At 74.7% G+C, this 23,535-nt stretch carries 20 protein-coding genes and 2 rRNA genes; 3 read left to right on the top strand and 19 right to left on the bottom strand.

The window, feature by feature from the left end; all coding sequences use genetic code 11:
- Positions 1-41: 41 nt before the first annotated feature.
- Both GA0070560_RS10925 and ald read right to left on the bottom strand, forming a co-directional pair.
- Positions 42-1,040, bottom strand: a complete 999-nt coding sequence (locus GA0070560_RS10925; RefSeq protein WP_091294969.1) for a site-specific tyrosine recombinase XerD — start codon at positions 1,038-1,040, stop codon at positions 42-44.
- A complete protein-coding gene (gene ald / locus GA0070560_RS10920) occupies positions 1,037-2,152 on the bottom strand; it encodes an alanine dehydrogenase (protein ID WP_091294525.1) in 1,116 nt (371 codons plus the stop codon). The genes GA0070560_RS10925 and ald overlap by 4 nt, the downstream gene beginning before the upstream one ends.
- A gap of 226 nt (positions 2,153-2,378) precedes the next feature.
- Here ald and GA0070560_RS10915 point away from each other — a divergent pair, with 226 nt between their 5' ends.
- Positions 2,379-2,699 carry a TM2 domain-containing protein gene (locus tag GA0070560_RS10915; RefSeq protein ID WP_245675481.1) on the top strand — a complete coding sequence of 107 codons (321 nt, stop codon included), beginning with the start codon at positions 2,379-2,381 and terminating at the stop codon, positions 2,697-2,699.
- A 66-nt stretch (positions 2,700-2,765) separates the two neighbouring features.
- Here the strand turns inward: GA0070560_RS10915 and GA0070560_RS10910 are convergent, their stop codons facing one another.
- The 13 genes from GA0070560_RS10910 to GA0070560_RS10850 form a co-directional block, all read right to left on the bottom strand.
- The gene (locus tag GA0070560_RS10910) at positions 2,766-3,407 is read right to left on the bottom strand and encodes an NUDIX domain-containing protein (protein WP_091294520.1); all 642 of its coding nucleotides are present in this window, start codon (positions 3,405-3,407) and stop codon (positions 2,766-2,768) included.
- Positions 3,404-5,164, bottom strand: coding sequence for a CTP synthase (locus GA0070560_RS10905; RefSeq protein ID WP_091294518.1), 1,761 nt, complete (start codon positions 5,162-5,164; stop codon positions 3,404-3,406). Before GA0070560_RS10905 ends, GA0070560_RS10910 begins: the two co-directional genes overlap by 4 nt.
- A gap of 148 nt (positions 5,165-5,312) precedes the next feature.
- The gene (locus GA0070560_RS10900; RefSeq protein WP_245675466.1) at positions 5,313-7,772 is read right to left on the bottom strand and encodes a hypothetical protein; all 2,460 of its coding nucleotides are present in this window, start codon (positions 7,770-7,772) and stop codon (positions 5,313-5,315) included.
- Positions 7,772-8,938: a glycosyltransferase family 4 protein gene (locus tag GA0070560_RS10895; protein WP_091294515.1), complete on the bottom strand. Its 1,167-nt coding sequence runs from the start codon at positions 8,936-8,938 to the stop codon at positions 7,772-7,774. Before GA0070560_RS10895 ends, GA0070560_RS10900 begins: the two co-directional genes overlap by 1 nt.
- Positions 8,939-9,055: 117 nt before the next feature.
- Positions 9,056-10,744: a murein biosynthesis integral membrane protein MurJ gene (gene murJ, locus GA0070560_RS10890; protein WP_091294513.1), complete on the bottom strand. Its 1,689-nt coding sequence runs from the start codon at positions 10,742-10,744 to the stop codon at positions 9,056-9,058.
- A 1-nt stretch (position 10,745) separates the two neighbouring features.
- Positions 10,746-11,612, bottom strand: a complete 867-nt coding sequence (locus GA0070560_RS10885) for a hypothetical protein (protein ID WP_091294511.1) — start codon at positions 11,610-11,612, stop codon at positions 10,746-10,748.
- 58 nt (positions 11,613-11,670) lie between these two features.
- Positions 11,671-12,609: a copper transporter gene (locus GA0070560_RS10880; protein ID WP_091294508.1), complete on the bottom strand. Its 939-nt coding sequence runs from the start codon at positions 12,607-12,609 to the stop codon at positions 11,671-11,673.
- A 27-nt stretch (positions 12,610-12,636) separates the two neighbouring features.
- Positions 12,637-13,815, bottom strand: coding sequence for a putative cytokinetic ring protein SteA (gene steA, locus GA0070560_RS10875; protein ID WP_091294506.1), 1,179 nt, complete (start codon positions 13,813-13,815; stop codon positions 12,637-12,639).
- Between the two features lie 119 nt (positions 13,816-13,934).
- On the bottom strand, positions 13,935-15,692 hold the full coding sequence (gene recN / locus GA0070560_RS10870; RefSeq protein WP_091294504.1) for a DNA repair protein RecN: 1,758 nt from the start codon (positions 15,690-15,692) through the stop codon (positions 13,935-13,937).
- A 94-nt stretch (positions 15,693-15,786) separates the two neighbouring features.
- Complete coding sequence (locus GA0070560_RS10865; RefSeq protein ID WP_091294502.1) at positions 15,787-16,671, bottom strand: NAD kinase; 885 nt, start codon at positions 16,669-16,671, stop codon at positions 15,787-15,789.
- A gap of 97 nt (positions 16,672-16,768) precedes the next feature.
- Positions 16,769-17,629 carry a TlyA family RNA methyltransferase gene (locus GA0070560_RS10860; RefSeq protein ID WP_091294500.1) on the bottom strand — a complete coding sequence of 287 codons (861 nt, stop codon included), beginning with the start codon at positions 17,627-17,629 and terminating at the stop codon, positions 16,769-16,771.
- Positions 17,630-17,648: 19 nt separating this feature from the next.
- Complete coding sequence (locus GA0070560_RS10855) at positions 17,649-17,894, bottom strand: hypothetical protein (RefSeq protein ID WP_091294497.1); 246 nt, start codon at positions 17,892-17,894, stop codon at positions 17,649-17,651.
- Positions 17,895-17,916: 22 nt separating this feature from the next.
- Positions 17,917-18,537, bottom strand: a complete 621-nt coding sequence (locus GA0070560_RS10850) for a phasin family protein (RefSeq protein WP_091294495.1) — start codon at positions 18,535-18,537, stop codon at positions 17,917-17,919.
- 112 nt (positions 18,538-18,649) lie between these two features.
- On the opposite strand from GA0070560_RS10850, the gene GA0070560_RS10845 reads away from it, so the two are divergent.
- Positions 18,650-18,985 carry an SCP2 sterol-binding domain-containing protein gene (locus GA0070560_RS10845; protein ID WP_091294493.1) on the top strand — a complete coding sequence of 112 codons (336 nt, stop codon included), beginning with the start codon at positions 18,650-18,652 and terminating at the stop codon, positions 18,983-18,985.
- A gap of 4 nt (positions 18,986-18,989) precedes the next feature.
- Here GA0070560_RS10845 and GA0070560_RS10840 read toward each other — a convergent pair whose 3' ends face one another.
- Positions 18,990-20,009, bottom strand: coding sequence for an HAD-IIA family hydrolase (locus GA0070560_RS10840; protein WP_091294491.1), 1,020 nt, complete (start codon positions 20,007-20,009; stop codon positions 18,990-18,992).
- Positions 20,006-20,887: a tetratricopeptide repeat protein gene (locus tag GA0070560_RS10835; protein WP_245675480.1), complete on the bottom strand. Its 882-nt coding sequence runs from the start codon at positions 20,885-20,887 to the stop codon at positions 20,006-20,008. The genes GA0070560_RS10840 and GA0070560_RS10835 overlap by 4 nt, the downstream gene beginning before the upstream one ends.
- A gap of 3 nt (positions 20,888-20,890) precedes the next feature.
- On the opposite strand from GA0070560_RS10835, the gene GA0070560_RS29780 reads away from it, so the two are divergent.
- A complete protein-coding gene (locus tag GA0070560_RS29780) occupies positions 20,891-23,101 on the top strand; it encodes a hypothetical protein (RefSeq protein ID WP_281183914.1) in 2,211 nt (736 codons plus the stop codon).
- Positions 23,102-23,191: 90 nt separating this feature from the next.
- Here the strand turns inward: GA0070560_RS29780 and rrf are convergent.
- Both rrf and GA0070560_RS10825 read right to left on the bottom strand, forming a co-directional pair.
- A 5S ribosomal RNA gene (gene rrf, locus GA0070560_RS10830) occupies positions 23,192-23,308 on the bottom strand.
- Between the two features lie 83 nt (positions 23,309-23,391).
- Positions 23,392-23,535: ribosomal RNA gene (locus GA0070560_RS10825) — 23S ribosomal RNA — on the bottom strand; the annotation flags it as partial.

Raw genomic sequence — 23,535 nt, 5'->3', positions numbered from 1 at the left:
CGGTACCGGTCCGGCGTGTCGGCCGGGTGCGCTCCCGCACGTCAGCCGAGGGCGCGGGGGTGCGCGGTGGCGTACACCTCGCGCAGCCGGTCCACGGTCACCAGCGTGTACACCTGGGTGGTGGTCACCGAGGCGTGACCGAGCAGTTCCTGCACGACCCGCACGTCGGCGCCGCCGTCGAGCAGGTGGGTGGCGTACGAGTGGCGCAGGGTGTGCGGGGAGACCGCGTGCGGCCCGTCCACCGGCAGACCGGCCCGCTGGGCGGCCCGGCGCAGGATGGTCCAGGCGCCCTGGCGGGTGAGCGCGCCACCGCGGGCGTTGACGAAGACCGCCGACGTGCCCCGCCCGGCGGCGACAAGTCCGGGACGGGCCCGCACCAGCCAGGCGCGCAGCGCCGCCACGGCGTACCCGCCGATCGGCACCAGCCGGGTACGGCCGCCCTTGCCGCGCAGGGTCGCGGTGCCCTCGTCGACGTCGAGGTCGTCGACCGCCGCGCCGACCGCCTCGGAGATGCGCGCGCCGGTGCCGTACAGGAACTCCAGCAACGCCCGGTCACGCAGCGCGAGTGCCGCGCCGTCGCCGGTGGCGTCCACCGGACCGGCGGTCTCCAGCAGCCGGACCACGTCGTCCACCGGCAGCGCCCGGGGCAGCCGGCGCGGCGGGGTGGGCGGGCGGACGTCCCGGCTGGGGTCCGCGCCGGCCATCCCCTCGCGCAGGGCGAAGCGGTGCAGCCCACGCACGGCGGAGGCGGCCCGGGCGGCGGAGGAGACCGCCAGCGGCGGATGCCCGTCGTCGCCGGCACGCAGCCGGGCCAGGTGCGACTCGACGAGGCCGGGACCGACGACGGCGAGGTCGGTGACGCCGGCCGCCGCCAGGGTGGCCAGGTACCGCTCCAGGTCCCGGCGGTACGACGCCAGCGTGTTCGCCGAGAGGCCGCGCTCGACGGTCAGGTGGTCGAGGTAGCCACGCACGGCACGGCGCAGGGCCGGCGCGGGCTCCCCGCCCCCGCCCTCGCCGGCCCGCTCCTGCGTCGCGGTCAGGCCAGCACCTCGGCCAGCGGCAGGGTCGCCATGCCGTGCGCGTCGGCGACGGGGCCGTAGACGACCTGCCCGTCGTGGGTGTTCAGGCCCAGGGCCAGGGCCGGATCGTTGCGCAGCGCCTGCCGCCAGCCCTGGTTGGCCAGCTCCAGCGCGTACGGCAGGGTGACGTTGGTCAGCGCGTAGGTGCTGGTGTTCGGCACCGCGCCGGGCATGTTCGCCACGCAGTAGAAGATCGAGTCGTGCACCTTGTACACCGGGTCGGCGTGCGTGGTGGGCCGCGAGTCCTCGAAGCAGCCGCCCTGGTCGATGGCGATGTCGACGAGCACGCTGCCCGGCTTCATCCGGGAGACCAGCTCGTTGGAGATGAGCTTCGGGGCCTTCGCGCCCGGCACCAGCACCGCACCGATGACCAGGTCGGCGTCGAGCACCGCCCGCTCGATCTCGTACGCGTTGGAGGCGACCGTCTGCAGGTGCCCCCGGTAAATGGCGTCGGCCTGGCGCAGCCGGGCGACGTTCTTGTCCAGCAGCAGCACCTCGGACTGCAGGCCGAGCGCGATGGCGGCGGCGTTCAGGCCGGAGACACCGGCGCCGATGACGACGGTCTTCGCCGCGTACACGCCGGAGACGCCGCCGGGCAGCACACCCCGACCGCCACCGGTGCGCATCATGTAGAACGCGCCCACCTGCGGGGCGAGCCGGCCGGCCACCTCGGACATCGGGGCGAGCAGCGGCAGGGACCGGTCGGGCAGCTCGACGGTCTCGTACGCGATGCCGGTGACCTTGCGGTCGACCAGCGCGTCGGTGCACTCCTTCGACGCGGCCAGGTGCAGGTAGGTGAAGAGCACCTGCCCCTCGCGCATCCGGTGGTACTCCTCGGCGATCGGCTCCTTGACCTTGAGCACCAGCTCCGCGGTGTCCCACACCTCGTCGGCGGTGGCCAGGATCTTGGCGCCGGCCGCGGCGAACTCGTCATCGGTGATGCTGGACCCGACGCCTGCGCCGGACTCGACGAAGACCTCGTGCCCGTGGCGGGTGAACTCGTTGACGCCCGCCGGCGTGATCGCCACGCGGTACTCGTGGTTCTTGACCTCGCGTGGGATTCCGACCTTCACGATGCAGACACCTCTCTCCGGGGCTGCTCACTCCCCGACTGCTCGGCCCCGCGCCGGCCCCATTGCCGGCGCGGTCGACCGGTCCCGCCGGCGGCAGTCTAGGCGTGCGGGTGCGTCCCAGGAGCCAGCACTGTGACATCCGGTGCCCGGTCGTCCTGACGAAGTGTCAGGCGTCGACCGGGCCGACGGCGGAGACCACCCTCAGCTGTCAGGACAGTGTTTCCCGCTGATCGTCCCAGCGCCGGGGTGGCGCTGCCGACAGGATCGCAGTGGATCACTAAGGTGTCGCTCCATGACCGCTCCTCCTTACCCGCAGTACCCGCAGGGCATCTCCGACAAGAGCAAGGTCGTCGCGGGCATCCTGCAGATCCTCCTCGGCGGCTTCGGCGTCGGCCGGTTCTACATGGGCGACACCAAGACCGGCGTGATTCAGCTCGTCGTGACGCTGGTGACCTGCGGCATCGGCAGCATCTGGGGCCTGATCGACGGGATCCTGATCCTGGTCAACGGCGGCGTCGACGGCCAGGGCCGGCCGCTGCGCGACTGACCGGCGCTCGAGACGGAAGGGGCCGCGCGGTGTCACCGCGCGGCCCCTTCGTCGTCGTACCCCGCCTCAGCGCGGCAGCGGCGCGTCCGAGCGCCGCAGCACCGACCAGCCGGCGTCGCGGGCCCGGGCGGCGGCGAGCAGCCCGGCCACGCAGGAGGCGTTGGTGATCTCCCCGGCCAGCACCATCCCGACCGCCTCGTCGAGGTCGACCCGGACCACCTGGAGGTCGGCCTCCTCGTCGCTGCGCTGGTGCCGCTGCTCCGCCGGCACGTCGGCCAGGTCCCGGGCCAGGAAGACCCGGACCACCTCGTCGGTGAAGCCCGGCGAGCTGTGCAGGTCGGCCAGGACGTCGATGGTGCCGGCGGTCAGGTCGGCCTCCTCGGCCAGCTCCCTCGCCGCCGCGGCGGCGAGATCCTCGCCGCTGACGTCCATCAGGCCGGCCGGCAGCTCCCAGAGGTGCCGGCCGACCGGGTGCCGGTACTGACGGATCAGCACCACCTGGCCGGCGTCGTCCAGCGCCACCACGGCCACCGCGCCGACGTGCTTGACGTAGTCACGGGCCGCCGTGCCGCCGCCGGGCATGTTGACTTCGTCGCTGACCACCGAGAAGATCCGGCCCCGCCAGACCTCCCGGTGCTCGGACACCTCGTACCGGTGCTCGACGACGCCCGCCGCCTCGCTGCTGAGCCGAGCGGTTCGCTCGCTCACGACGCCGATGCCGCCGTCGTCGCCGGGGCGCCGCCGTTGCGGCTCGCCTTCTTCACCGCCGGCGCCTCCGCCGGGGCGGGGTCGATGTCGACCGGGAGCTGGTCCGCCTCCGAGTACGCCACGGCCGCCTTCACGAACGCCGCGAAGAGCGGGTGCGGACGGGTCGGACGGCTCTTCAGCTCCGGGTGCGCCTGGGTGGCCACGAAGAACGGGTGCAGGCTGCGGTCCAGCTCGATGAACTCGACCAGCCGGCCGTCCGGCGAGGTGCCACAGATGTGCAGGCCAGCCCTGGTGAGCTGCTCACGGTAGGCGTTGTTCACCTCGTACCGGTGGCGGTGCCGCTCGCTGACCTCGGTGCTGCCGTACGCCTCGGCGACGACCGACCCCTCGGCCAGCTTCGCCGGGTACGCCCCGAGCCGCATGGTGCCGCCCAGGTCGCCCTTGCCGGCGACGATGTCCTCCTGGTCGGCCATGGTGGCGATGACCGGGTGCTTCGCCTCCTCGTCGAACTCCAGCGAGTTCGCCCCGTCCAGGCCGGCGAGATGACGGGCCACCTCGATGGTCATGCACTGCAGGCCGAGGCAGAGGCCGAGCAGCGGGATGCCGTTCTCCCGGGCGTACCGGGCGGTGCCGATCTTGCCCTCGATGCCGCGTACGCCGAAGCCGCCGGGGATGAGGATGCCGTCCGCGCCGGCCAGGGCGGCCGCCGCGCCGGCCGGGGTGACGCAGTCGTCGCTGGGCACCCAGCGCAGCTGTACCCGGGCCCGGTGGCCGAAGCCGGCGGCCCGGATCGCCTCGCTGACCGACAGGTACGCGTCGGGCAGGTCGACGTACTTGCCGACCACCGCGACGGTGACGGTGTGGTGCGGCTGGTGCACCCGGTCGAGCAGGTCGTCCCAGCTGGTCCAGTCCACGTCGCGGAAGGACAGGCCGAGCCGGCGCACCACGTACGCGTCGAGGCCCTCGCGGTGCAGCACCTTCGGGATGTCGTAGATGCTCGGCGCGTCCGGGGCGGCGACGACCGCCTCGGAGTCGACGTCGCAGTAGAGCGAGAGCTTCTCCTTGAGCTTCTCCGGGATCTCCCGGTCGCAGCGCAGCACGATCGCGTCCGGCTGGATGCCGATGCTGCGCAGCTGCGCCACCGAGTGCTGGGTCGGCTTGGTCTTCAGCTCGCCCGACGGGGCCAGGTACGGCACCAGCGACACGTGCAGGTAGAAGCAGTTGTCCCGGCCCAGGTCGTGGCGGACCTGGCGGATCGCCTCCAGGAACGGCAGCGACTCGATGTCCCCGACCGTGCCACCGACCTCGGTGATCACCACGTCCGGGACCTGGCCGTCGACGTCCGGGTCGGCCATGCCGAGGATCCGGGCCTTGATCTCGTTGGTGATGTGCGGAATGACCTGGACGGTGTCGCCCAGGTACTCGCCGCGCCGTTCCTTGGCGATCACGTCCGAGTAGATCTGGCCGGTGGTGACGTTCGCCTTGCCGGAGAGCGCCCGGTCCAGGAAACGCTCGTAGTGCCCGACGTCGAGGTCGGTCTCCGCGCCGTCCTCGGTGACGAAGACCTCGCCGTGCTGGAACGGGTTCATCGTCCCCGGGTCGACGTTGAGGTACGGGTCGAGCTTCTGCATCACCACGCGCAGCCCGCGCGCGGTCAGCAGGTTGCCGAGGCTGGAGGCGGTGAGGCCCTTACCCAGCGAGGAGGCGACGCCCCCGGTGACGAAAATGTGCCTGGTCGTCCGTGCTGAAGGGGCCAAGGCCTGCTCCCGTGTCGTCCGTAGCGGTCGTGCGAACCGCCGTGCCGATCAGCAAAGTGATCACGCGATCCACGGGATTCCACGGTAACACCTCCCCCGCTCCGACCCGGCGTCGCACCCGACCTGGCACGTCCCGAGCCGGAACCGGTCACCCCGCCGCGACCTCGGTCGACGGATGCGCGACCCGGTCCGGGGTGCGGGCGGCGGGCACGACCGGCCCGCCCGTCCCGGTGTCGCCCTCCCCCGCCGGCCGGCCGCCGGCACCGGGGTTCCCGCCCTCGCGGTTCTCGCCGTCACGGTCCTCGCTGCGCCGGTCGTCCCCGGCCGGCGACGGGCCGGCGGCGTCCTCGGCACGACCGTCGTCGACGCCGGCTCGACCCGGGACCCGCCCGGCGGCGTCCGCGCCGTCGGTCCCCCCGGTGGCCGGGGCGCTGCCGCCGTCCGGGGTGCCGTCCGGGGTGCCGCCGCCGGCCGGCCCGTCCGGCCCGTCGCCGCGCTGCCGGCCGGTCCCCGGCCGGGTGCGGTCGGTGGAGTGGTCGAGCACCCGTAGCGAGGCCAGTGCCGCCATCGGCACCACCAGGGCACCGGCCGCCCCGGCCACGTCCAGGGCCGAGCCACCGAGCACCCCGCCGATCACCGCCGCCACCGCGGTGCCGGCCATCGCGGCGCGCACCGCCGGGTAGATGCCGAACAGCCGCATCAGCCCACCCCAGGGCTGGAGCAGGGCGAACCAGACCAGCAGGGCGCCCACCACGGCCAGCACGGTCAGCGGGCTGTTCACCAGGGTGTCGAAGTTCGCGGTGCTGGACCGGTGCACGGTCAACCCGCCGGTGCCGTCGCCGAGGGCGGCGAGGAAGCGGCCCAGCGCGCCCCGCTCCTCCGCCGGCCGGCGCAGGTCCACCACGGCGTACCCGACGGTCAGTGCGAGGCCGGCCATGCCGGCCCAGACCAGGCGGCTCACGGTCAGCCAGCCGCCGGTGCTGATCGCGGCCGCCACGGCCACCCCGGCGGTCAGCGCCACCGCGCCGATCGGGTCCGCGCCGAGGTACGGGCTGCCGACCACCAGCATCGCCGTGCCGCCGACGGCGACCACCACCATGGGCCGCCAGCCACGGCGGACCCGCTGGGCGAGCCAACCGGCGCTGAGCAGCGAACCGGCGAGGAACACCCCGAGACCCACGGTGCCCAGGCCGGAGAACCGGCCACCCTCCAGGGCCGAGTAGCCGACCACGCTGTTGAGCTGCAACCGGGCGCCGCTGAGCACGTCCGCCCCGACGATCAGCGTGGCCAGCCCGGCGACCGCGCCGAGCGGGCCGAGGGTCCGGTCGTGGCCGGGAGCGAAGCGCACCAGGGCGGTGGTGGCGATGATCAGGGCCACGGTGACCAGCCCGAACCACCAGCCCGCGTCGTCACCGCGCCACCAGGGCACCGCGTCGGCGAGCAGGGCGGCCGGCACCGCGAGCGCGACGGCGATCAGCAGCAACTCGACGATCGCCACCACCCGTCGGGAGACCGGCGGCGGGCTGTGCGGGCCGGCGAGCCGGCGGGCCCGACGCAGCAGCGGCAGCACGGCCACGAAGAGGACCACCTCGGCCAGGGCGAGCAGGGCGAAGAACCAGCCGGCGACCCTCCGTTGGGCGCCGGCCTCCCGGTCGGCGTCGGCGGGGGCGGCGATCGCGGCGGCCAGGTCGTCCGGGCGTTCGGCGACCCGTACCGCCGGACGACCGAGGAAGAGCCGCTCGGGCATCGGCCGGCCCAGCGCGGCCAGCGCCGTCGGCGCCAGGTCGACCAGTTGCAGGTAGCCCTCCCGGGCGGTGCTGGCCGAGGTGAGCCAGCCACCTTCCCAGCCGGGCCCGTCGGCGACCACCACGTGCAGCCGCGACGGCGCCTCGGTGTCGGAGACCCCGGCCACCATGACCAGCGAGCGGGGTGGGCGCGCGGCCAGCACCTTCGCCAGTGCGGCGTCCGCCGCCCGCGCCTCCTCGGCCCGGACCGCCGGGTCGTCGCCGGCCACCGCGCCCAGGTCGACGATGCTGAGCACGCAGGAGCCGAGCAGGTCGGCGGGATCCTCGGGCAGTTCGGCCGCGTACCGGTCGACCCGCCCGAAGGGACGGGCGGCGGCGACGGCGGCGCCCGGACCGACCGCCACCGAGCAGCGCACCGACTCCGACAGCGAACCGGGCACCGCACCCCAGGGCAGCCGGTCGGCGTTGTGGGCGACCACGCCGCCCTGGTCCGGCAGGTTGGCGCCGATCCCGTCGGGCTGCTCGATCGCGACGTTGGCCGGCGGACAGGCGCCCTGCTGCCGGCTGCCGTTCCAGGCGGCGTAACTGCCCGCACCGAGGGTGAGCCAGCCGTCGACGGGGCAGGTGGGGCGGTGCGCGGAGCGGGTGGACAGCGACCCGATCGAGCCCCGCTGGGCCATCCGCCACAACGTCGGCGTGTTCTGCGGGTCGACGTCCTCCCAGCGCAGCCCGGCCACGCCGGCCAGCACCACGAAGTCGGCGGTGCGTCGGGGCACGCCGGTCTCCGGACGCGCCGCCAACGCGGTCACGCCGAGCACCACCACGACGAGGGTGAGCAGGAACGGGGTGAGTCTGCGCAGCATCACCGGCGTCCCGTCGACGGGGTGTCCGCGCCGGGCGTCGCCGGCCCGGCGGGGTCGGGGCCCAGTTCGGCGTAGAGGGCGACCAGCGCGGCGACGGTGTCCTCCTCGGTGGGCCAGGTGGCGGCCCGGGCGGTGCCGCGGTGGACCAGGTCGGCCCGCAGGCTCGGGTCGTCCAGCAGCGTGCGCACCGCCGCGTCGACCGCGTCGACGTCGCCCGCCGGCACCAGCACCGCGGCGTCGCCGACCAGCTCCGGCAGCCCGCCCACGGCCGTCGCCACCAGCGGTACGCCGGCCCGCAGCGCCTCCTGCGCGAAGAGTTGGCGGGCCTCCCAGTCGCTGGTCACCACCGCCACGTCCGCGCCGGCGAGCAGGTCCGCCACGTCGGTGCGGTGGCCCAGCAGGGTCACCGGCGCGCGGGCGGTGGAGATCCGGGCCGCCAGTTGCAGGTACGCCGGCCCGCTGCCGGCGATGACGACCACCGGCGGCGGGGTCCGGCCCCGCCAGCGGGCGGCGGCGTCGACCAGCACGTCGTACCGCTTCTGCGGGTGCAGCCGACCGACCGAGAGGACCAACGGCTGGTCGGCGGCGACACCGAACTCGGCGCGCACGGCGGCCCGGCGGCGACGCGGCGCGGGCAGGGTCGGCGCGGCGACCGGGGCGAGCCGCGCGTCGGCGGCGCCCAGCGCGGCGGCACGCTCGACCAGGTCGGTGGAGGCGCCCAAGGCGACCCGGGCGGAGCGGGCCACCACCCGCTCGGCGAGCCGGGAGAGCTGCCCGCGCAGCCCGCCGGCGAGCACCGCGTTGTGCCAGGTCACGACCAGCGGCGCGGCGGGCCGGGCGAGCGCCGCGACCAGCCCCGCGCGCAGCCCGTGGGCGTGCACGACCTGGACGGTCTCGGCGGCGAGCGTCCGGCGCAGCGCGGAGACGGCCCGCGCGTCGGCCGGCGTGGGGCTGGCCGGGATCTCCACCGGCGCGAAGCGGGCCCCGACGCCGGTGAAGTCGAACTGGTCCTGGGTGGCGGCGGGACCGCAGACCAGCACCGGGGTGCCGGCCGTGGTGAGACCCCGGGCCACGGAGCGTACGTGCTGGCCCACGCCGCCGGTGCTGGAGGCGATCAGCAGGACCACCGTGCCGGGCCGGCCCGTCGCCGGCGTCGCCTCGGTCATCCGTGCTCACCTCTCGTTCGCGACTGCGGGGCTCGCAGACCCGGCTCACTCCTCGCGCTCACCGAACCACCACCGTTCGCGACTGCGGGGCTCGCAGACCCGGCTCACTCCTCGCGCTCACCGGGGCACCGTCTCCTTCCCGTCCCCTGGTCCCGGGGTGCCGCCGTCCTGCCGGTCACGCGGCTTCGCCCGGCGGCGGGCACCGAGGCGGCGCTGCGCCCCGGCCAGCAGCGGCCGCACGTCCGGCCGGTCCGTCAGCCAGGCCACGGCGAGGAACACCACCCCGACCACGGCCCCGGACAGCATGCCCTGCACGAGCGCCCCCGCTGTCGTCGGGGTGCCGTCACCGAACTGTCCCAGCCACCGCGAGGTGGCCGCGCCGGCCGGCGCGGCGAGCACGGCGGCCAGCAGGCCGGCGGTCGCGGCCCGCCCGACCCCGGACAGTGCCGCCCGGCCGGCCGTCCGGAGCACCGCCACGACCAGCAGGACGCCGAGCAGCAGCATGCCGACCGAGTTGGCCAGGGTCACCGCGAGCACCCGGTCGCCGCGCGGCAGCACGGCGGCGAGGGCGACGGCGGCGACGGGCACCGCCAGCCAGCCGGTGGTGATGGCGAGGGTGGCGGCCCGGGTGGCGCCACGGGCGTAGAGGGCGCGGGATAGCACCGCGAACAGCGCGTAGCCGAGCAGACCGGGGGCGAATCCGGCGATCGCCGCGGCGGTCGGGGCGACCGCGTCGCCGCCGAAGAAGAACCGGGCGACCGGTTCGGCGGTGCCGACCAGGGCTGCCGCGCCGAGGAAGCTGAAGAGCAGCACTCCGCGGACCGCCGGGGCGAGGGTACGCCGGTAGCCTTCCTCGTCGCCGGCGGCCGAGGCGGCGGAGAGGGTCGGGTAGGCGGCGATCGCGAGGGGCACCGCGAGCACCGCCCACGGCAGCAGGTACATGGTCTGGGCCAGGTTGAACACCTGCGGCGAGCCGGTCGGCCCACCCGAGACCCGGTTCAGCACGACCACCAGGGCGAGCTGCTGGGCGGCGACGGTGACCGCCCCCGCCACGGCGAGGCCGCCGACCCGGGCCCGGGCGTCGGCCGGAAAGCCGTATCCGGGGCGCAGCCGCAGCCCGAGCCGGCGCAGCGGAACCAGCAACGACAGCGACAGGGCGACCACGCCGAGGGTGGTGCCGCCGGACAGGATCAGCTCCGCACCCCGGCCCACCTCGGCGATCGACGCCCCCCGCCCCTCGGTGAGGCCGAAGGCCAGGTAGACCACGATCACGGTGACGCTGGACAGCAGGGGCGCGATCACCGGCCAGGCGAACCGCCGGTGGGCCTGGAGCACCCCGGTGAGCACGATTCCCACCCCGTAGAGCGGCAGCTGGGGCGCGAAGACCCGCAGCATCCGGGCGCCCGCGGCCAGCTCGGCCGGGGTCCGGGCGTCGCTGATCACGGCGACGATCGGATCGGCGAGCAGCGCGACCAGCGCCGCGAGGGGCACCAGCAGGGTCAGTGTCCAGGTCAACAAGGCCCCGGTGGTGGCGGCCACCACCCGTCGGTCGCCGGCCGCGACCGGGCCGGCCAGCAGCGGTACGACGAGACTGGCCAGCGCCCCACCGGCGACGATCTCGAAGATGATGTTCGGGACGGTGTTCGCGATGACGTACATGCCGCCGAGGTCGCTGCGCTGGACGACCCAGGTGAACACGGCGGTACGCCCGAACCCGGCCAGGCGGGCGACCACGGTGAGCACGGCGATGAGGGCGGCCGCTCCGGCCAGCCGGCCGGCGCCGGCGAGGGGTGCCGGTCTGGTCACGTCAGTCGGATCGCCGGCCCAGCTCGTCGAGCTCACGCAGGCCGGGGGTGCGCTGGATGACGGCCGTGAAGCTGACCTTCTCGCTGGCGGCGGTGAGCCCGGCGAGCACGGCCAGGACAGCGGCCCGCCCGACCGGGCCGGTACGCGCGGCGAGGGCCACGCCGAGCAGCGCGCCGAGCGCGTTGGCGCCGCTGTCGCCGACCATCACCCGCTCGTCGAGGTCCTCGTCGAGCAGCCCGGACGCCGCGCCGACCGCCCCGGCGGCGATGCCACCGTGCGGGCCACGGGCGAGCGGGGCGCCGAGCAGCAGGCCGGACTTCAGCGCCCGGCCGGGGCGCAGGTCGAGCAGGTTGAGCAGGTTGGCGGTGCCGGCCACCACGCCGGCGCCGAGCAGCACGTCGACCGCCCGGCCGAGGGTGCCCTGCCGCTGCCGGCGGCGGTGCGCGGCGACCCGGGGGTCGGCGGCGAGCAGCGCGGCCGCGCCCAGGCCGGCGGCGCCGACCCCGAGCACCTTGACCGTGCCGGCGGTGACCCGGCCCTCGCGCAGCGCGGCGAGGTGGCCGGTGAAGCCCTTGGCGGCCTTCTGCTCCGGGCGGGCGCCCACCACGTCGTCGTAGAGCCCGACCGCGCCGGCGCCGAGTCCGGCGACCAGGGCGGCCGCGCCGGAGGGGACGCTGGACGCGCCGAGCGCCCCGGCGCCGGACGCGCCGACGGCGAGGGCCGGCCCGGCGGCCAGGGTGACCGTACGGCCGCGGAAGTTGGTCCGCTCCAGCGCCGGACCGACCGGGGCGGTGCGGATCTCCCGCAGCGCGTAACGGGCGGCGGCGGCGCCGGCGGCGGCGGCCAGCAGCCGCCCGAGCGCGCTCACGCGACACCCCCGGACGGCGCGGGCGGGCGGGATCCGGTCACCGGGGTACGTCGTTCGCTCACTGGGGCAGTCTAGGCAGCAGGTCGGCGGCGTTGTCGCCGACGCCGTACTGGCCGGCCTTCTTCTCGGTGAGCTGCTGCACCAGGGCGAGGGTGGTGACCAGCTGTCCCTGCACGGTGTTGGCGTTGTCGACGGTGGAGATGGTCTGCGCGAGGACCGGGTCGCCGCGGACGATGGCCACCAGGTTGCCGCCGTCGGAGCCGTTGCCGCCGACGACGATCGCGCCGGTGCGGTCGAACTGCTCGGCGATCTTCACCACCGACTCGTCCTTCTTGGCGGAGTCCTTGTCCACGTACGGCTGCCCGCTGACCACCACGACCGCCTCGGCCGATCCGCTCACCGGCTCCTCGGCGGTCAGATAGCCGCCGTTGGAGTACGCGGCCAGCACCGCCTTGCGGTCGGCCTCGGTCACCGCCGGGGTGCCCTGGGGGCGGTCGAGCAGGACGCTGGCCAGCAGGGCGCTGGAGGTCTCCACGCCGTTGCCGTTGCCGGGCAGCGCGGAGGCGGGGGCGCTGGGGCGGGCGGCGGTGACGGCCAGCTCCATCAGGTTGGTGTTGTTGTCCGGGTTGACGAACTTGTCCTGGATGTCGACCCGGCCGGTGACGTCGGCGCCGGCGGTCTCCAGCATCTTCAACACGCCCTCGGTGTGCTCCCGCCCGGTCGGCGTGGTGAGCACCAGCACCCGCTTGCCGGCGAGCTTGCCCGGCAGGAAGGTCTCCGCCATCTGGGCAGCGAACTCCTCCTCGAGCTCCAGTTCCTTCTGCATGCTGTTGACCGACTGGCGCATCTGCTGGTTGTCCTTGCGCAGCCCGTTGACGGTCTCCCTGAGCGAGTCCGCGACGGGGCCGTTGAGGGCGGCCGTGCCGACCACCAGGCCGATGGCCAGCGCCAGGAAGACCGCGGTCAGGGACACCACGTGGTACCGGAAGTTGATCACGCTTGCAGCCTCTTGATCGGTCGGGAGCTAGAAGAGCTGGCCGAGCTGGAACACGAAATTGTCCCACCACTCGGAGGCCACGCCCAAATACGCCTTCCCGACGGTGGAGACCGCCACCGCGGAGGCCATCGCGGCGACCGCCGAGAGGACCAGCAGCAGCAGCGACGAACCGGAGATGCTCTGCCGGTACAGCCGGCTCACGCCCTTGGCGTCGACCAGCTTGCCGCCGACCTTCAGCCGGGTGAGGAAGGTGGAGGCCATGCCACCGCGCCCCTTGTCCAGGAACTCCACCAGGGTGGCGTGGGTGCCGACGGCGACCAGCAGGGAGGCGCCCTTCTCGTCGGCCAGCAGCATGGCCAGGTCCTCGCTGGTGGCGGCGGCCGGGAAGGTGATCGCCGGCACGTCCAGCCCGGTGACCCGGGCCAGGCCCGGGGCCCGCCCGTCCGGGTACGCGTGCACGATCACCTCGGCCCCGCAGCGCAGCACGTCGTCGGTGACCGAGTCCATGTCGCCGATGATCATGTCGGGGGTGTAGCCCGCCTCGACCAGGGCGTCCGCGCCGCCGTCCACGCCGATCAGCACCGGCTTGAACTCCCGGATGTACGGGCGCAGCACGTCCAGGTCTTCCTTGTAGTCGTAGCCACGGACCACGATGAGGCAGTGCCGGCCCTGGATCTGGGTCTGGATGTCGGGAACACCCACCCCGTCCAGCAGCAGGTCACGCTCCTGCCGGAGGTAGTCCATGGTGTTGGCGGCGAACGCCTCCAGCTGGACCGACAGCCCTTCCCGGGCGTCGGCCATCGCCTTGGCCACCGTCTCGGCGTCCTGGAGCTCACCGTGCGCCACCGGCTCGTCGCCGACGTAGACGGTGTTGCCCTCGATCCGGACGGTGTCGCCCTCACGGACCCGCTCGAAGATCCCCTCGCCGAGGTCGTCCAGGAGCGGGATCCCGGCGGCCACCAGCACCTCGGGGCCGAGGTTGGGGTAGCGGCCGGACACCGACGGCTTGGCGTTGAGCACCGCGGCGACGCCGACGGCGACCAGCGAGTCGGCCGCCACCCGGTCCAGGTCGACGTGATCGATGATCGCGATGTCGCCGGGGCGGAGCCGGCCGACCAGCCGTTTGGTACGACGGTCGAGGCGGGCGGTGCCGAGGACTGAGCCCGGATCCGCGTTCCGGGTCCGGCGCAACGTGGGTAGACGCATCGTGACCATCCTGGCATGGGAGGCAGGCTCAACTGTCGCGACATGCCTGAGCAGGGCCGCCTACCCAGGGAAGCACACCGGAGCGCAGGCTGGTGTGCCTCCGCTCACAATCGTGACGGTCAGGGCCGCCTTTCCTTGGCCGCCACGGCCAGCAGCTCCTCCGCGTGAGCGATACCCAGGTCCGAATCGGGCAAACCGGCGAGCATCCGGGCCAGCTCACGGGCCCGCTCGGTGTCCTCCACCACCCGCACCCCGCTGGTGGTCACCGCTCCCCCCGTGTCCTTCGCCACCACCAGGTGACGATCGGCGAACGCTGCCACCTGCGGCAGGTGGGTGACGACCAGCACCTGGTGGCTGCGGGCCAACCGGGCCAGCCGGCGGCCGATCTCCACCGCCGCCTGCCCGCCGACCCCCGCGTCGACCTCGTCGAAGACCAGGGTGGGCGGGCCACCGGAACCGGCGAAGACCACCTCGATGGCGAGCATCACCCGGGACAGCTCACCGCCGGAGGCGCCCCGCTGCAATGGCAGCGAGGGCGCGCCCGGGTGGGCCAGTAGCCGCAGCTCCACCTCGTCGGCCCCGTCCGGACCGACGCCGACCTGGGCGCCGTCGACGGTCAGCGTGGGCTCGGCCCGCCCCGCCGGGCGTGGCAGGACGGCCACCTCGATCCGGGCGTGCGGCATGGCCAGCCCGGCCAGCTCCACGGTGACCTGCTCGGCGAAGCGGGTCGCCGCCTCCCGCCGCGACGCCGAGACCCGGCCGGCCAGGTCGGCCACCTCGCCGGCCAGGCGCTGAGCCTCCTTGTCCAGCTCGTCCAGCAGCTCGTCGGAGGTGTCCAGGTCGGACAGTCGGGTGCGGGCCCGCTCGGCCCAGGCCACCACGCCGTCGACGTCGTCGGCGTACTTGCGGGTCAACGCGCGCAACGCGGCCCGCCGCTCGTAGACGGTCTGTAACCGGGCCGGGTCGGCGTCCAGCGCCGCCAGGTACGCCGACAGCTCGGCGGAGACGTCCGCGACCAGGGTCGCCGCCTCCTCCAGGCGGGCCGCCAGCTCGCCCAGGGCCGCATCGGTGCCGGCCTGCGCCTCCAGGGTGCGCCGGGCGGTGCCGAGCAGCGTCGTCGCGTCGGGGGTGTCGTCGGCCGTCTCCACCCCACCCGCCACGCACTGCTGGGCGAGCTGGGCCGCGGTGCGCAGCCCTTCGGCGTGCTCCAGCCGCTGCGCCTCGGCCTTCAGCTCGTCGTCCTCGCCCGGCTGCGGGGCGACCCGGGTGATCTCGTCCAACCCCAGCCGCAGCAGGTCGGCCTCCTGGCTGCGCTCCCGGGCGTTGCGCCGCCGGTCGGCCAGGTCGTCGACGACGTGCCGCCACCGCGCGTACGCCTCGCGCAGCGCGTCGAGCAGCTTCTCGTGCGCCGGGCCGGCGAACCGGTCCAGCGCGGCCCGCTGCTCGGCCGGGCGCAGCAGGCGCAGCTGGTCGGACTGGCCGTGCACCGCCACCACCTGCTCACCGACCTCGCCGAGCATCGACACCGGCATGCTCCGCCCGCCGAGGTGGGCCCGGGAGCGACCCTCCACCGTGACCGTACGGCTCATCAGCAGCGAACCGTCCTCGTCGGGCTCACCGCCGGCGTCGACGATCCGGGCGTGCACCGCGTCGGCGACCCGGCCGTCGAGGCGCAGCCGCCCCTCGACCAGCGCCCGGCCCGGCTCGGCCCGGACCCGCCCGGCGTCGGCCCGGCCGCCGAAGAGCAGACCGAGGCCGGTCACCACCATCGTCTTGCCGGCACCGGTCTCGCCGGTGATGACGTTCATCCCGCCGGTCAACGGCAGCGTGGTGTCCTCGATGACGCCCAGTCCGGTGATGCGCAGCTCTTCCAGCACAGCAACCGACAGTAGACGCGGCCCCCGACAGTTGACCAGCCGGCACGGCCCGGCTGTGGACGGCCGGCCCGGCTCACACCCGCCGGGCCGTCGGTCACCTGCGGTTGCCCCGCCAACCCTGGACGGGCAGGTCGAACTTGGCGACCAGCCGGTCGGTGAACGGCCGGTCCCGCAGCCGGACGACACGCACCGGCAGTGCGCCGCGACGCACCGTCACCCGGGCGCCCGGTGGGAGGTCGAAGACCCGCCGACCGTCGCAGCAGAGCACCGCGAGGGTGGTGAACGGGTCCACGGTGATGGCGATGGTGGACGTGGGCGCGGTCACCAGCGGACGGCTGAACAGCGCGTGCGCGCTGATCGGCACCAGCAGCAGCGCCTCCACCTCGGGCCAGACCACCGGCCCGCCACCGGAGAAGGCGTACGCGGTGGAGCCGGTCGGGGTCGCGCAGACCACACCGTCGCAGCCGTACCGGGACAGCGGCCGGCCGTCCACGTCGACGAGGAGCTCCAGCATCTGGGCCCGCTCGCCCTTCTCGACGCTGATCTCGTTGAGCGCCCAGGACTCGATGGTCGGGCCGCCGTCGAACTCGGCGGTCACGTCGAGGGTGAGCCGTTCGTCCACGGTGTAGTTGCGCCCGACCACGTCGCGTACGGCCAGGTCCAGGTCGTCGATCTCCGCCTCGGCGAGAAAGCCGACCTTGCCGAGGTTGATGCCGAGCAGCGGAACCTTCGCCGGGCGGGCCAGTTCGGCCGCGCGCAGGAAGGTGCCGTCGCCGCCGAGGGCGAAGACGATCTCGGCGCCCTCGGCGGCCTCCGGGCCGGTGACCGGCACCACACCGGGCAGGTCGAGGTCGTCGGCCTCCTCGGCGACCACCCGTACCTCGAAACCGGCGGCGATCAGGTCGGCCGCGACGGTGCGGGCGTGCTCGGTGCTGCGCCGGCGGCCGGTGTGCGTCACGAGCAGCGCGGTACGGCTCACCGGTCGACCTCCGCGTGCCTGCCGGCGGGGCTCACCCAGTCGCTGACGCTCACGCCGGTCAGCCTCCCGTACCCGATCACCGGGCTCCGCTCGTCGCTCACCCTGACACCTCCCCGGATTCCGCCTCCGGCAGCGCGCCGGAGGTCGCCAGGCCCTCGGGCCCGGCCGCCACGACGGCGCGCACCCGCTCGGGGTCGGCCGCCGGCGCGCCGCGGCGTAACCATACGAAGAACTCGACGTTGCCGCTCGGCCCCGGCAGCGGGCTGGCCGCCACGTCCGCCAGGCCCAGCCCGAGATCGGCGGCGGCCGCCGCGACGTCGAGCACCGCCTCCGCGCGCAGCGCCGGGTCCCGGACCACGCCACCCGCGCCGACGCGTTCCTTGCCGACCTCGAACTGCGGCTTGACCATCAGCGCCAGGTCGCCGTCGGCCCGGGTGCACCCGGCCAGGGCGGGCAGCACCAGGCGCAGCGAGATGAAGGAGAGGTCCGCCACCGTGAGGTCGACCTCGCCGCCGATCACCTCGGGAGTCAGCGTACGGACGTTGGTGCGCTCGAAGACGCGGACCCGTTCGTCGGTACGCAGCGGCCAGGCGAGCTGGCCGTAGCCGACGTCCACCGCGACCACCTCGGCCGCGTCGGCGCGCAGCAGCACGTCGGTGAAGCCGCCGGTGGAGGCGCCCGCGTCCAGGCAGCGCCGGCCGGCGACGGTCAGCCCGCCCGGGGCGAACGCGGCGAGCGCGCCGGCGAGCTTGTGGCCGCCGCGCGAGACGTACTCGGTCGACGGGTCCTCCCCGGTGACCCGCAGCGGGTCGGCGGGGTCGACCATCGCGGCGGGCTTGCGGGCCGGCACCCCACGCAACTGGACCCGGCCGGCCTCGACCAGCGCGGCGGCCTGTTCCCGGGAGCGGGCCAGCCCGCGACGGACGAGTTCGGCGTCGAGGCGGGTACGACGTGCCATGGGGTGGTTCTCCGGTCGTTCAGGTCTGGTCGATGGTGGCGAGGGTCTCCCGCAGCGTCTGGTACGCCGCCTCGTACTGGGCGATCTGGTCGGCCGGGGGCAACCCCTCCGCGTTGACCATCGCCTGCACGGCGGCGTCCACCGCCGGATGGTGCGCCTCGCCGACCTCCTCGTACGACGCGGCCGACGGCGGACCGGGACGCGGCCCCGGCGACGGCCTCGGACGGGCTCCCGGCGGCGGGCCGGGGCGGAACGGGCCGGTCACGACCGGCTCCCGGGTGCGCCGGTCACTCCGCGCCGCCCGTGGCGCGTCGACGCGGCGCGGCCTTCTTCACCGGCCGGGCGGCGGGGGCGGCCGGCTCGCCCGGCGTGGTCGACACGGCGGCCGGCGGCTTGCGGGCGATGGCCTTCTTCGCGACCGCCTTCTTGGCCACCGCCTTCTTGGCCACCGCCTTCGTCGGCGCGGCCCCGGACGGCCCACCGACCCCGGCCTGCGGCGCCCCGCTCGGGCCGGTCCCGGCTCCGGCCGGGGCGGCGGATGCCGACGCCCCGACGGGCGGCACGGTGGTGTCCGGCGCGGCGGCGCCGAGGTACGCCCCCGGCCCGCCCTTGGCCTCGCGCAGCTCGCGTTCCAGCTCGTGCACCCGGCGGGTCAGCTCGGCGACCTCGTCGGCGGTGGCGAGCCCGACCGCGCCCAGCGCCCGGTCCACCTCGAAGCGGACCAGATTGGTCAGCGCCTCACGGTTGGCCGCGCCGGTGGAGAGGAGCTCCTCGGCGAGCGCCTGGAGCTGGGCGGCCGTCGCGCCGCCCGTGCCGGCCACCCGGCGTACGGCGTCCTGGGCCTTCTTCCGGGGCGCCTCCGTCAGGCCCATGGCCAGCTCGAGGTAGGCGCGCCACGCGTCCTGCATGCCTGAGTCCTTCCGCGGGGCGGGATGTGCGGGTCTCACGCTACCGGGCGCTCCCGACAACCCATTGCGGTACGGTGCCGGGAAACGGCGTGGCGTGCGGTGAGGAGACGATGTGGCCAGCGTGGACGAGTGCCGGCAGGCGTTGCACGACCTGGCGACCCGGCTGGACCGGCACGCCGAGATGCCGGGGAAGATCGACCTGGATCGCACCCTGGCCTGCCGGATCACCGACCTGGACACCGCGTTCCACGGGCGGCTCGTCGGCGGCCGGCTGGTCGACCTGAGCGACGGCGACGACCCGAAAGCCAAGATCGCCCTGATCACGGGCAGCGACGACCTGGTCGCCCTGGTGCACGGCCGGCTCGACATCACCAAGGCGGTCGCCTCCCGCCGAGTGTCCATCAAGGCCAATCCGTTCGACCTGATGAAGCTACGCAAGCTGCTCTGAGCGGTCAGGCCGGCAGGCCGAGCGCCTCCAGGGCCCGCTCCGCCTCCGGCGTCGTGGGCCGCACCTTCGACACCTGGTCGCCGGACCAGGCGGCCGCGCAGAGCGCCGCCAGGGCGTCCAACGGCCGGCCCGCACCGCTCAACTCCACCGCGCCGTCGACCAGGGTGGCGGACCACCCGGCGGTCTCCGGCTCTCCGGGGACGGCGACCACGGCCGCCGGGTCGAAGAGCCCCGCCAGGTCCTCGGAGACGTACGCGGGGCGCCGCGACTCGGGAGCGGCCAGCAGTTCGGGTACGTCGCTGACGCCGGTCAGCACCAGCAGGCTGTCCAGACCGGCTCGCCGGGCACCCTCGATGTCGGTGTCCAGCCGGTCCCCGACCACCAGCGTCCGCCCCTGTCCCGCCCGGCGGGCGGCGGTGGCGAACAGGGCCGGCTCAGGTTTGCCGACGACCACGTCCGGCGCCCGGTCCAGGGCGTGCCGCAGGGCGGCCACCAGGGAGCCGTTGCCGGGCAGCGGGCCCCGACCGCTGGGCAGGGTGCGGTCGGTGTTGGTGGCGATCCAGGTCGCTCCGGCCCGGATGGCGACCGACGCCTCGGCCAGGTCAACCCAGCCCACCTGCGGGCCGTACCCCTGCACGACCGCCACCGGCGACTCGTCGGCCCTGGCGACCGGGGTGAGCCCGACGGCCCGGACCTCGGCGCGCAGCGCCTCCGCGCCGACCACGAGCACCGGGGCGCCGGCGGGGAACCGGTCCCGCAGCAGTTCGGCGGCGGCCCCGGCGGAGGTCAGCACCTCAGCCGGCTCGGCCGGCACACCCATCCCGGTGAGCAGGTCGGCGACCTCGCTGGAGCGGCGTGAGGCGTTGTTCGTCGCGTACGCCACCGCCCGGCCGTCGGCGTGCAGCCGGCCGACCGCCTCGACCGCGCCGGGGATCGGCCGGTCGATCAGGTAGATCACCCCGTCCAGGTCGAAGACGACCAACGAGTACCCGTCGACCAGCCGGTCCCCGGCGACCTCGGTCATCGCCGACCCGGCTCCGACTCGTCGGTGCCCGCCGGCCGCTCGCCGGCAGCCCGGTCTGTCACTGCGGTGGCCTGCCCGTCGGTGTGCTCGTCGTCGGTCAGCCCGTCGCCGTCGAGGTCGTCGTCCTCGTCGTCCTCGTCGTCCTCGTCGTCGAGGTCATCGTCGTCGTCCTCGTCGCTGTCGAGGTCGTCGTCATCCTCGTCGTCGTCAAGGTCGTCGTCGTCATCCTCGTCATCGTCGTCGAGGTCGTCCCCGTCGTCGTCGACGGTGAGGTCGGCGGTGAGGTCGGCGTCCGGCCGGGCCGACACCGCACCCGGCGTGCCCGGACCCGAGGCGGTCTCCTCGGCCGGCTCCTCGTCGGAGTCGTCGCCCTCGATCAGCACGCCGTCGAGCTCCAGCAGCCGCTCCGCGGCATCGGTCTCGCCGTCGGTGTCCACGTCGGCGGCACGGGAGAACCACTCCCGGGCCTCCTCGCGCCGGCCCACCGCCAGCAGCGCGTCCGCGTACGCGTAGCGCAGCCGACCCGTCCACGGCTCGATCGAGTCGGCGGTCAGCTCCGGGACCTGGAGCATCGCCACGGCGGCGTCCTTCTGCCCGAGGTCACCCCGAGCGCCGGCCGCCACGATCAGCAGCTCGATGGCGACGGCCTGGTCGAGCTTCTCCCGGTCGGCACCCCGGAACAGGTCGATCGCCCGCTCCGGACGCCCCAGGGCCCGCTCGCAGTCGGCCAGCACCGCCAGGTGGCTCTGCAACCCGGTCATCCGGTGGTACGTGCGCAGCTCGGCGATCGCCGTCTGCCACTCCCCCGCGTGGTACGCGGCCAGCCCGACCGCCTCCCGCACCGCGGAGATCCGCGAGGCCAGCCGCCGGGCCGCCATCGCGTGGGCGAGTGCCTCGGCCGGGTCCTCGTCGATCAGCTGGCCGGTGGCGACCAGATGCCGGGCGACGGTCTCGGCGACCGGCTTGTTCAGCGAGAGCAGCTCGGCACGGACCGCCGTGTCCAGGTCGCTCGCGGAGATCTCGTCCGGCAGCGCCGGCGCGGCACCCCGGGCTCCCTCGGCCTCGTCCTGGCGCTCCCGGTCGGTGCCGAAGCCGCCCTCCGGACGCCGGTCGTCGAAGCCACGCCGGTCGTCGTGACGCGGCCGGTCACCGTAGCCACCGCGCTCGCCGCCCCGCTCCGGACGCGGCCGGTCGCCGCCCCGGAAGCCACCCTCGCGGCGGTCACCGTCCCGGCGGAAGCCGCCCTCACGCGGTGCCTCGCCGTCCCGGCGGAAGCCGCCCTCACGGCGGTCGCCACCACGGAAGCCACCCTCACGGGAGTCACCACCACGGGGGCCGCCTTCGCGGCGGTCGCCGCCGCGGAAGCCACCCTCACGCGGGCCGGAACGGAAACCGCCCTCGCGGCGGTCACCGTCGCGGCGGAAGCCGCCCTCCTGGCGGTCGCCACCACGGAAGCCACCCTCACGGGACTCACCGCCGCGGAAACCGCCTTCGCGGCGGTCGCCCCCACGGAAGCCACCCTCGCGACGCTCAGCGCCACCGAAGCCACCCTCGCGCGGACCGGAACGGAAACCGCCCTCACGACGGTCGCCACCACGGAAGCCGCCCTCACGACGGTCGCCGCCCCGGAAGCCACCCTCACGCGGAGCCTCCCCGTCACGGCGGAAGCCACCCTCACGACGGTCGCCACCACGGAAGCCACCCTCACGACGGTCGCCACCACGGAAGCCACCCTCACGACGGTCACCGCCGCGGAAGCCACCCTCACGCGGAGCCTCCCCGTCACGGCGGAAGCCACCCTCACGACGGTCGCCACCACGGAAGCCACCCTCACGACGGTCGCCACCACGGAAGCCACCCTCACGACGGTCGCCACCACGGAAGCCACCCTCACGACGGTCACCGCCGCGGAAGCCACCCTCACGCGGAGCCTCCCCGTCACGGCGGAAGCCACCTTCACGCGGACCGGAACGGAAACCGCCCTCACGACGGTCGCCACCACGGAAGCCGCCCTCACGCGGTGCCTCGCCGCCGCGACGGAAGCCACCCTCACGGCGGTCACCGCCCCTGGGACCGCTGTCACCGTCGCGGCGGAAACCACGCTCGCGGTCGCCCCCGCCGTGCTCGCGCCGGTCGCCGCCCCGGAAGCCACCCTCACGCGGCGCGTCACCGTCCCGGCGGAAACCGCCGCCGCGGGAGTCACCCTCACGGGAGTCGCCGCCACGGAAGCCACCCTCACGACGGTCACCGCCGCGGAAGCCACCCTCACGCGGAGCCTCCCCGTCACGGCGGAAGCCACCTTCACGCGCACGGTCGCCGACACCGCCCTCGCGCCGGTCGCCGCCCCGGAAGCCACCCTCACGCGGCGCGTCACCGTCCCGGCGGAAACCGCCGCCGCGGGAGTCACCCTCACGGGAGTCGCCGCCACGGAAGCCACCCTCGCGACGGTCACCGCCGCGGAAGCCGCCCTCGCGACGCTCACCGCCCCGGGGACCGCTGTCACCGTCGCGGCGGAAACCACGCTCGCGGTCGCCACCACGGAAACCGCCCTCGCGCGGCGCGTCACCGTCCCGGCGGAAACCGCCGCCCCGGGAGTCACCGTCTCGGGGGCCCGATCGGAAGCCGCCCTCACGACGGTCACCACCCCGGGACCCAGCGCCACGGAACCCACCGTCACGGGAGCCTTCGCCGTCCCGCCGGAAGCCACCCTCACGACGGTCACCGCCGCGGAAGCCGCCGTCGTTGTCCCGGCGGAAACCGCCCTCACGCGGGCCGGAACGGAAGCCACCCTCACGACGGTCGCCACCACGGAAGCCACCCTCACGCGGCGCGTCACCGTCCCGGCGGAAACCGCCGCCGCGGGAGTCACCGTCGCGGGAACCGGAACGGAAGCCACCCTCACGACGGTCACCGCCGCGGAAACCCCCGCCGTCGCGACCACGGTCGCCGCTGCCACCGCGCTGGCCGCCCCGGTCGTCACGATCTCCCTGGTACGGGGGACGGTCGTCCCGACGCGGGCCAGCACCCCGCCCCTGCGGGCGGTCCGAACGGTCCTCGTAACGGCGCGGACGATCTCCGCCCTGCGGTCCTGAACTCACAGGTACATCCTTCCTCATTGCGCCACCAACGGCGCTACGCAGTCGAGGGCCGACCCGGATGGGGCGGCCCTCGACTGGAAGATTGTCCGGCGGTGTCCTACTCTCCCACACCCTCCCGAGTGCAGTACCATCGGCGCTGGAGGGCTTAGCTTCCGGGTTCGGAATGTGACCGGGCGTTTCCCCTCCGCCATGACCGCCGTAACTCTATCGACATATCAAACAACACCACCACATGGTGTGTTGTTCGTTTGTCGGGAGTTGCACAGTGGACGCGTAGCAGCTTGGTAGTCAAGTCCTCGGCCTATTAGTACCGGTCAACTGAACCCGTTACCGGGCTTACATTTCCGGCCTATCAACCCAGTCGTCTAGCTGGGGGCCTTACCCCACAAAGTGGGTGGGATACCTCATCTTGAAGCGAGCTTCCCGCT

Origin of the sequence: Micromonospora halophytica (assembly GCF_900090245.1) — a bacterium.
Taxonomy (GTDB): domain Bacteria; phylum Actinomycetota; class Actinomycetes; order Mycobacteriales; family Micromonosporaceae; genus Micromonospora; species Micromonospora halophytica.
This window is presented reverse-complemented; position numbering and strand designations above follow the sequence as displayed.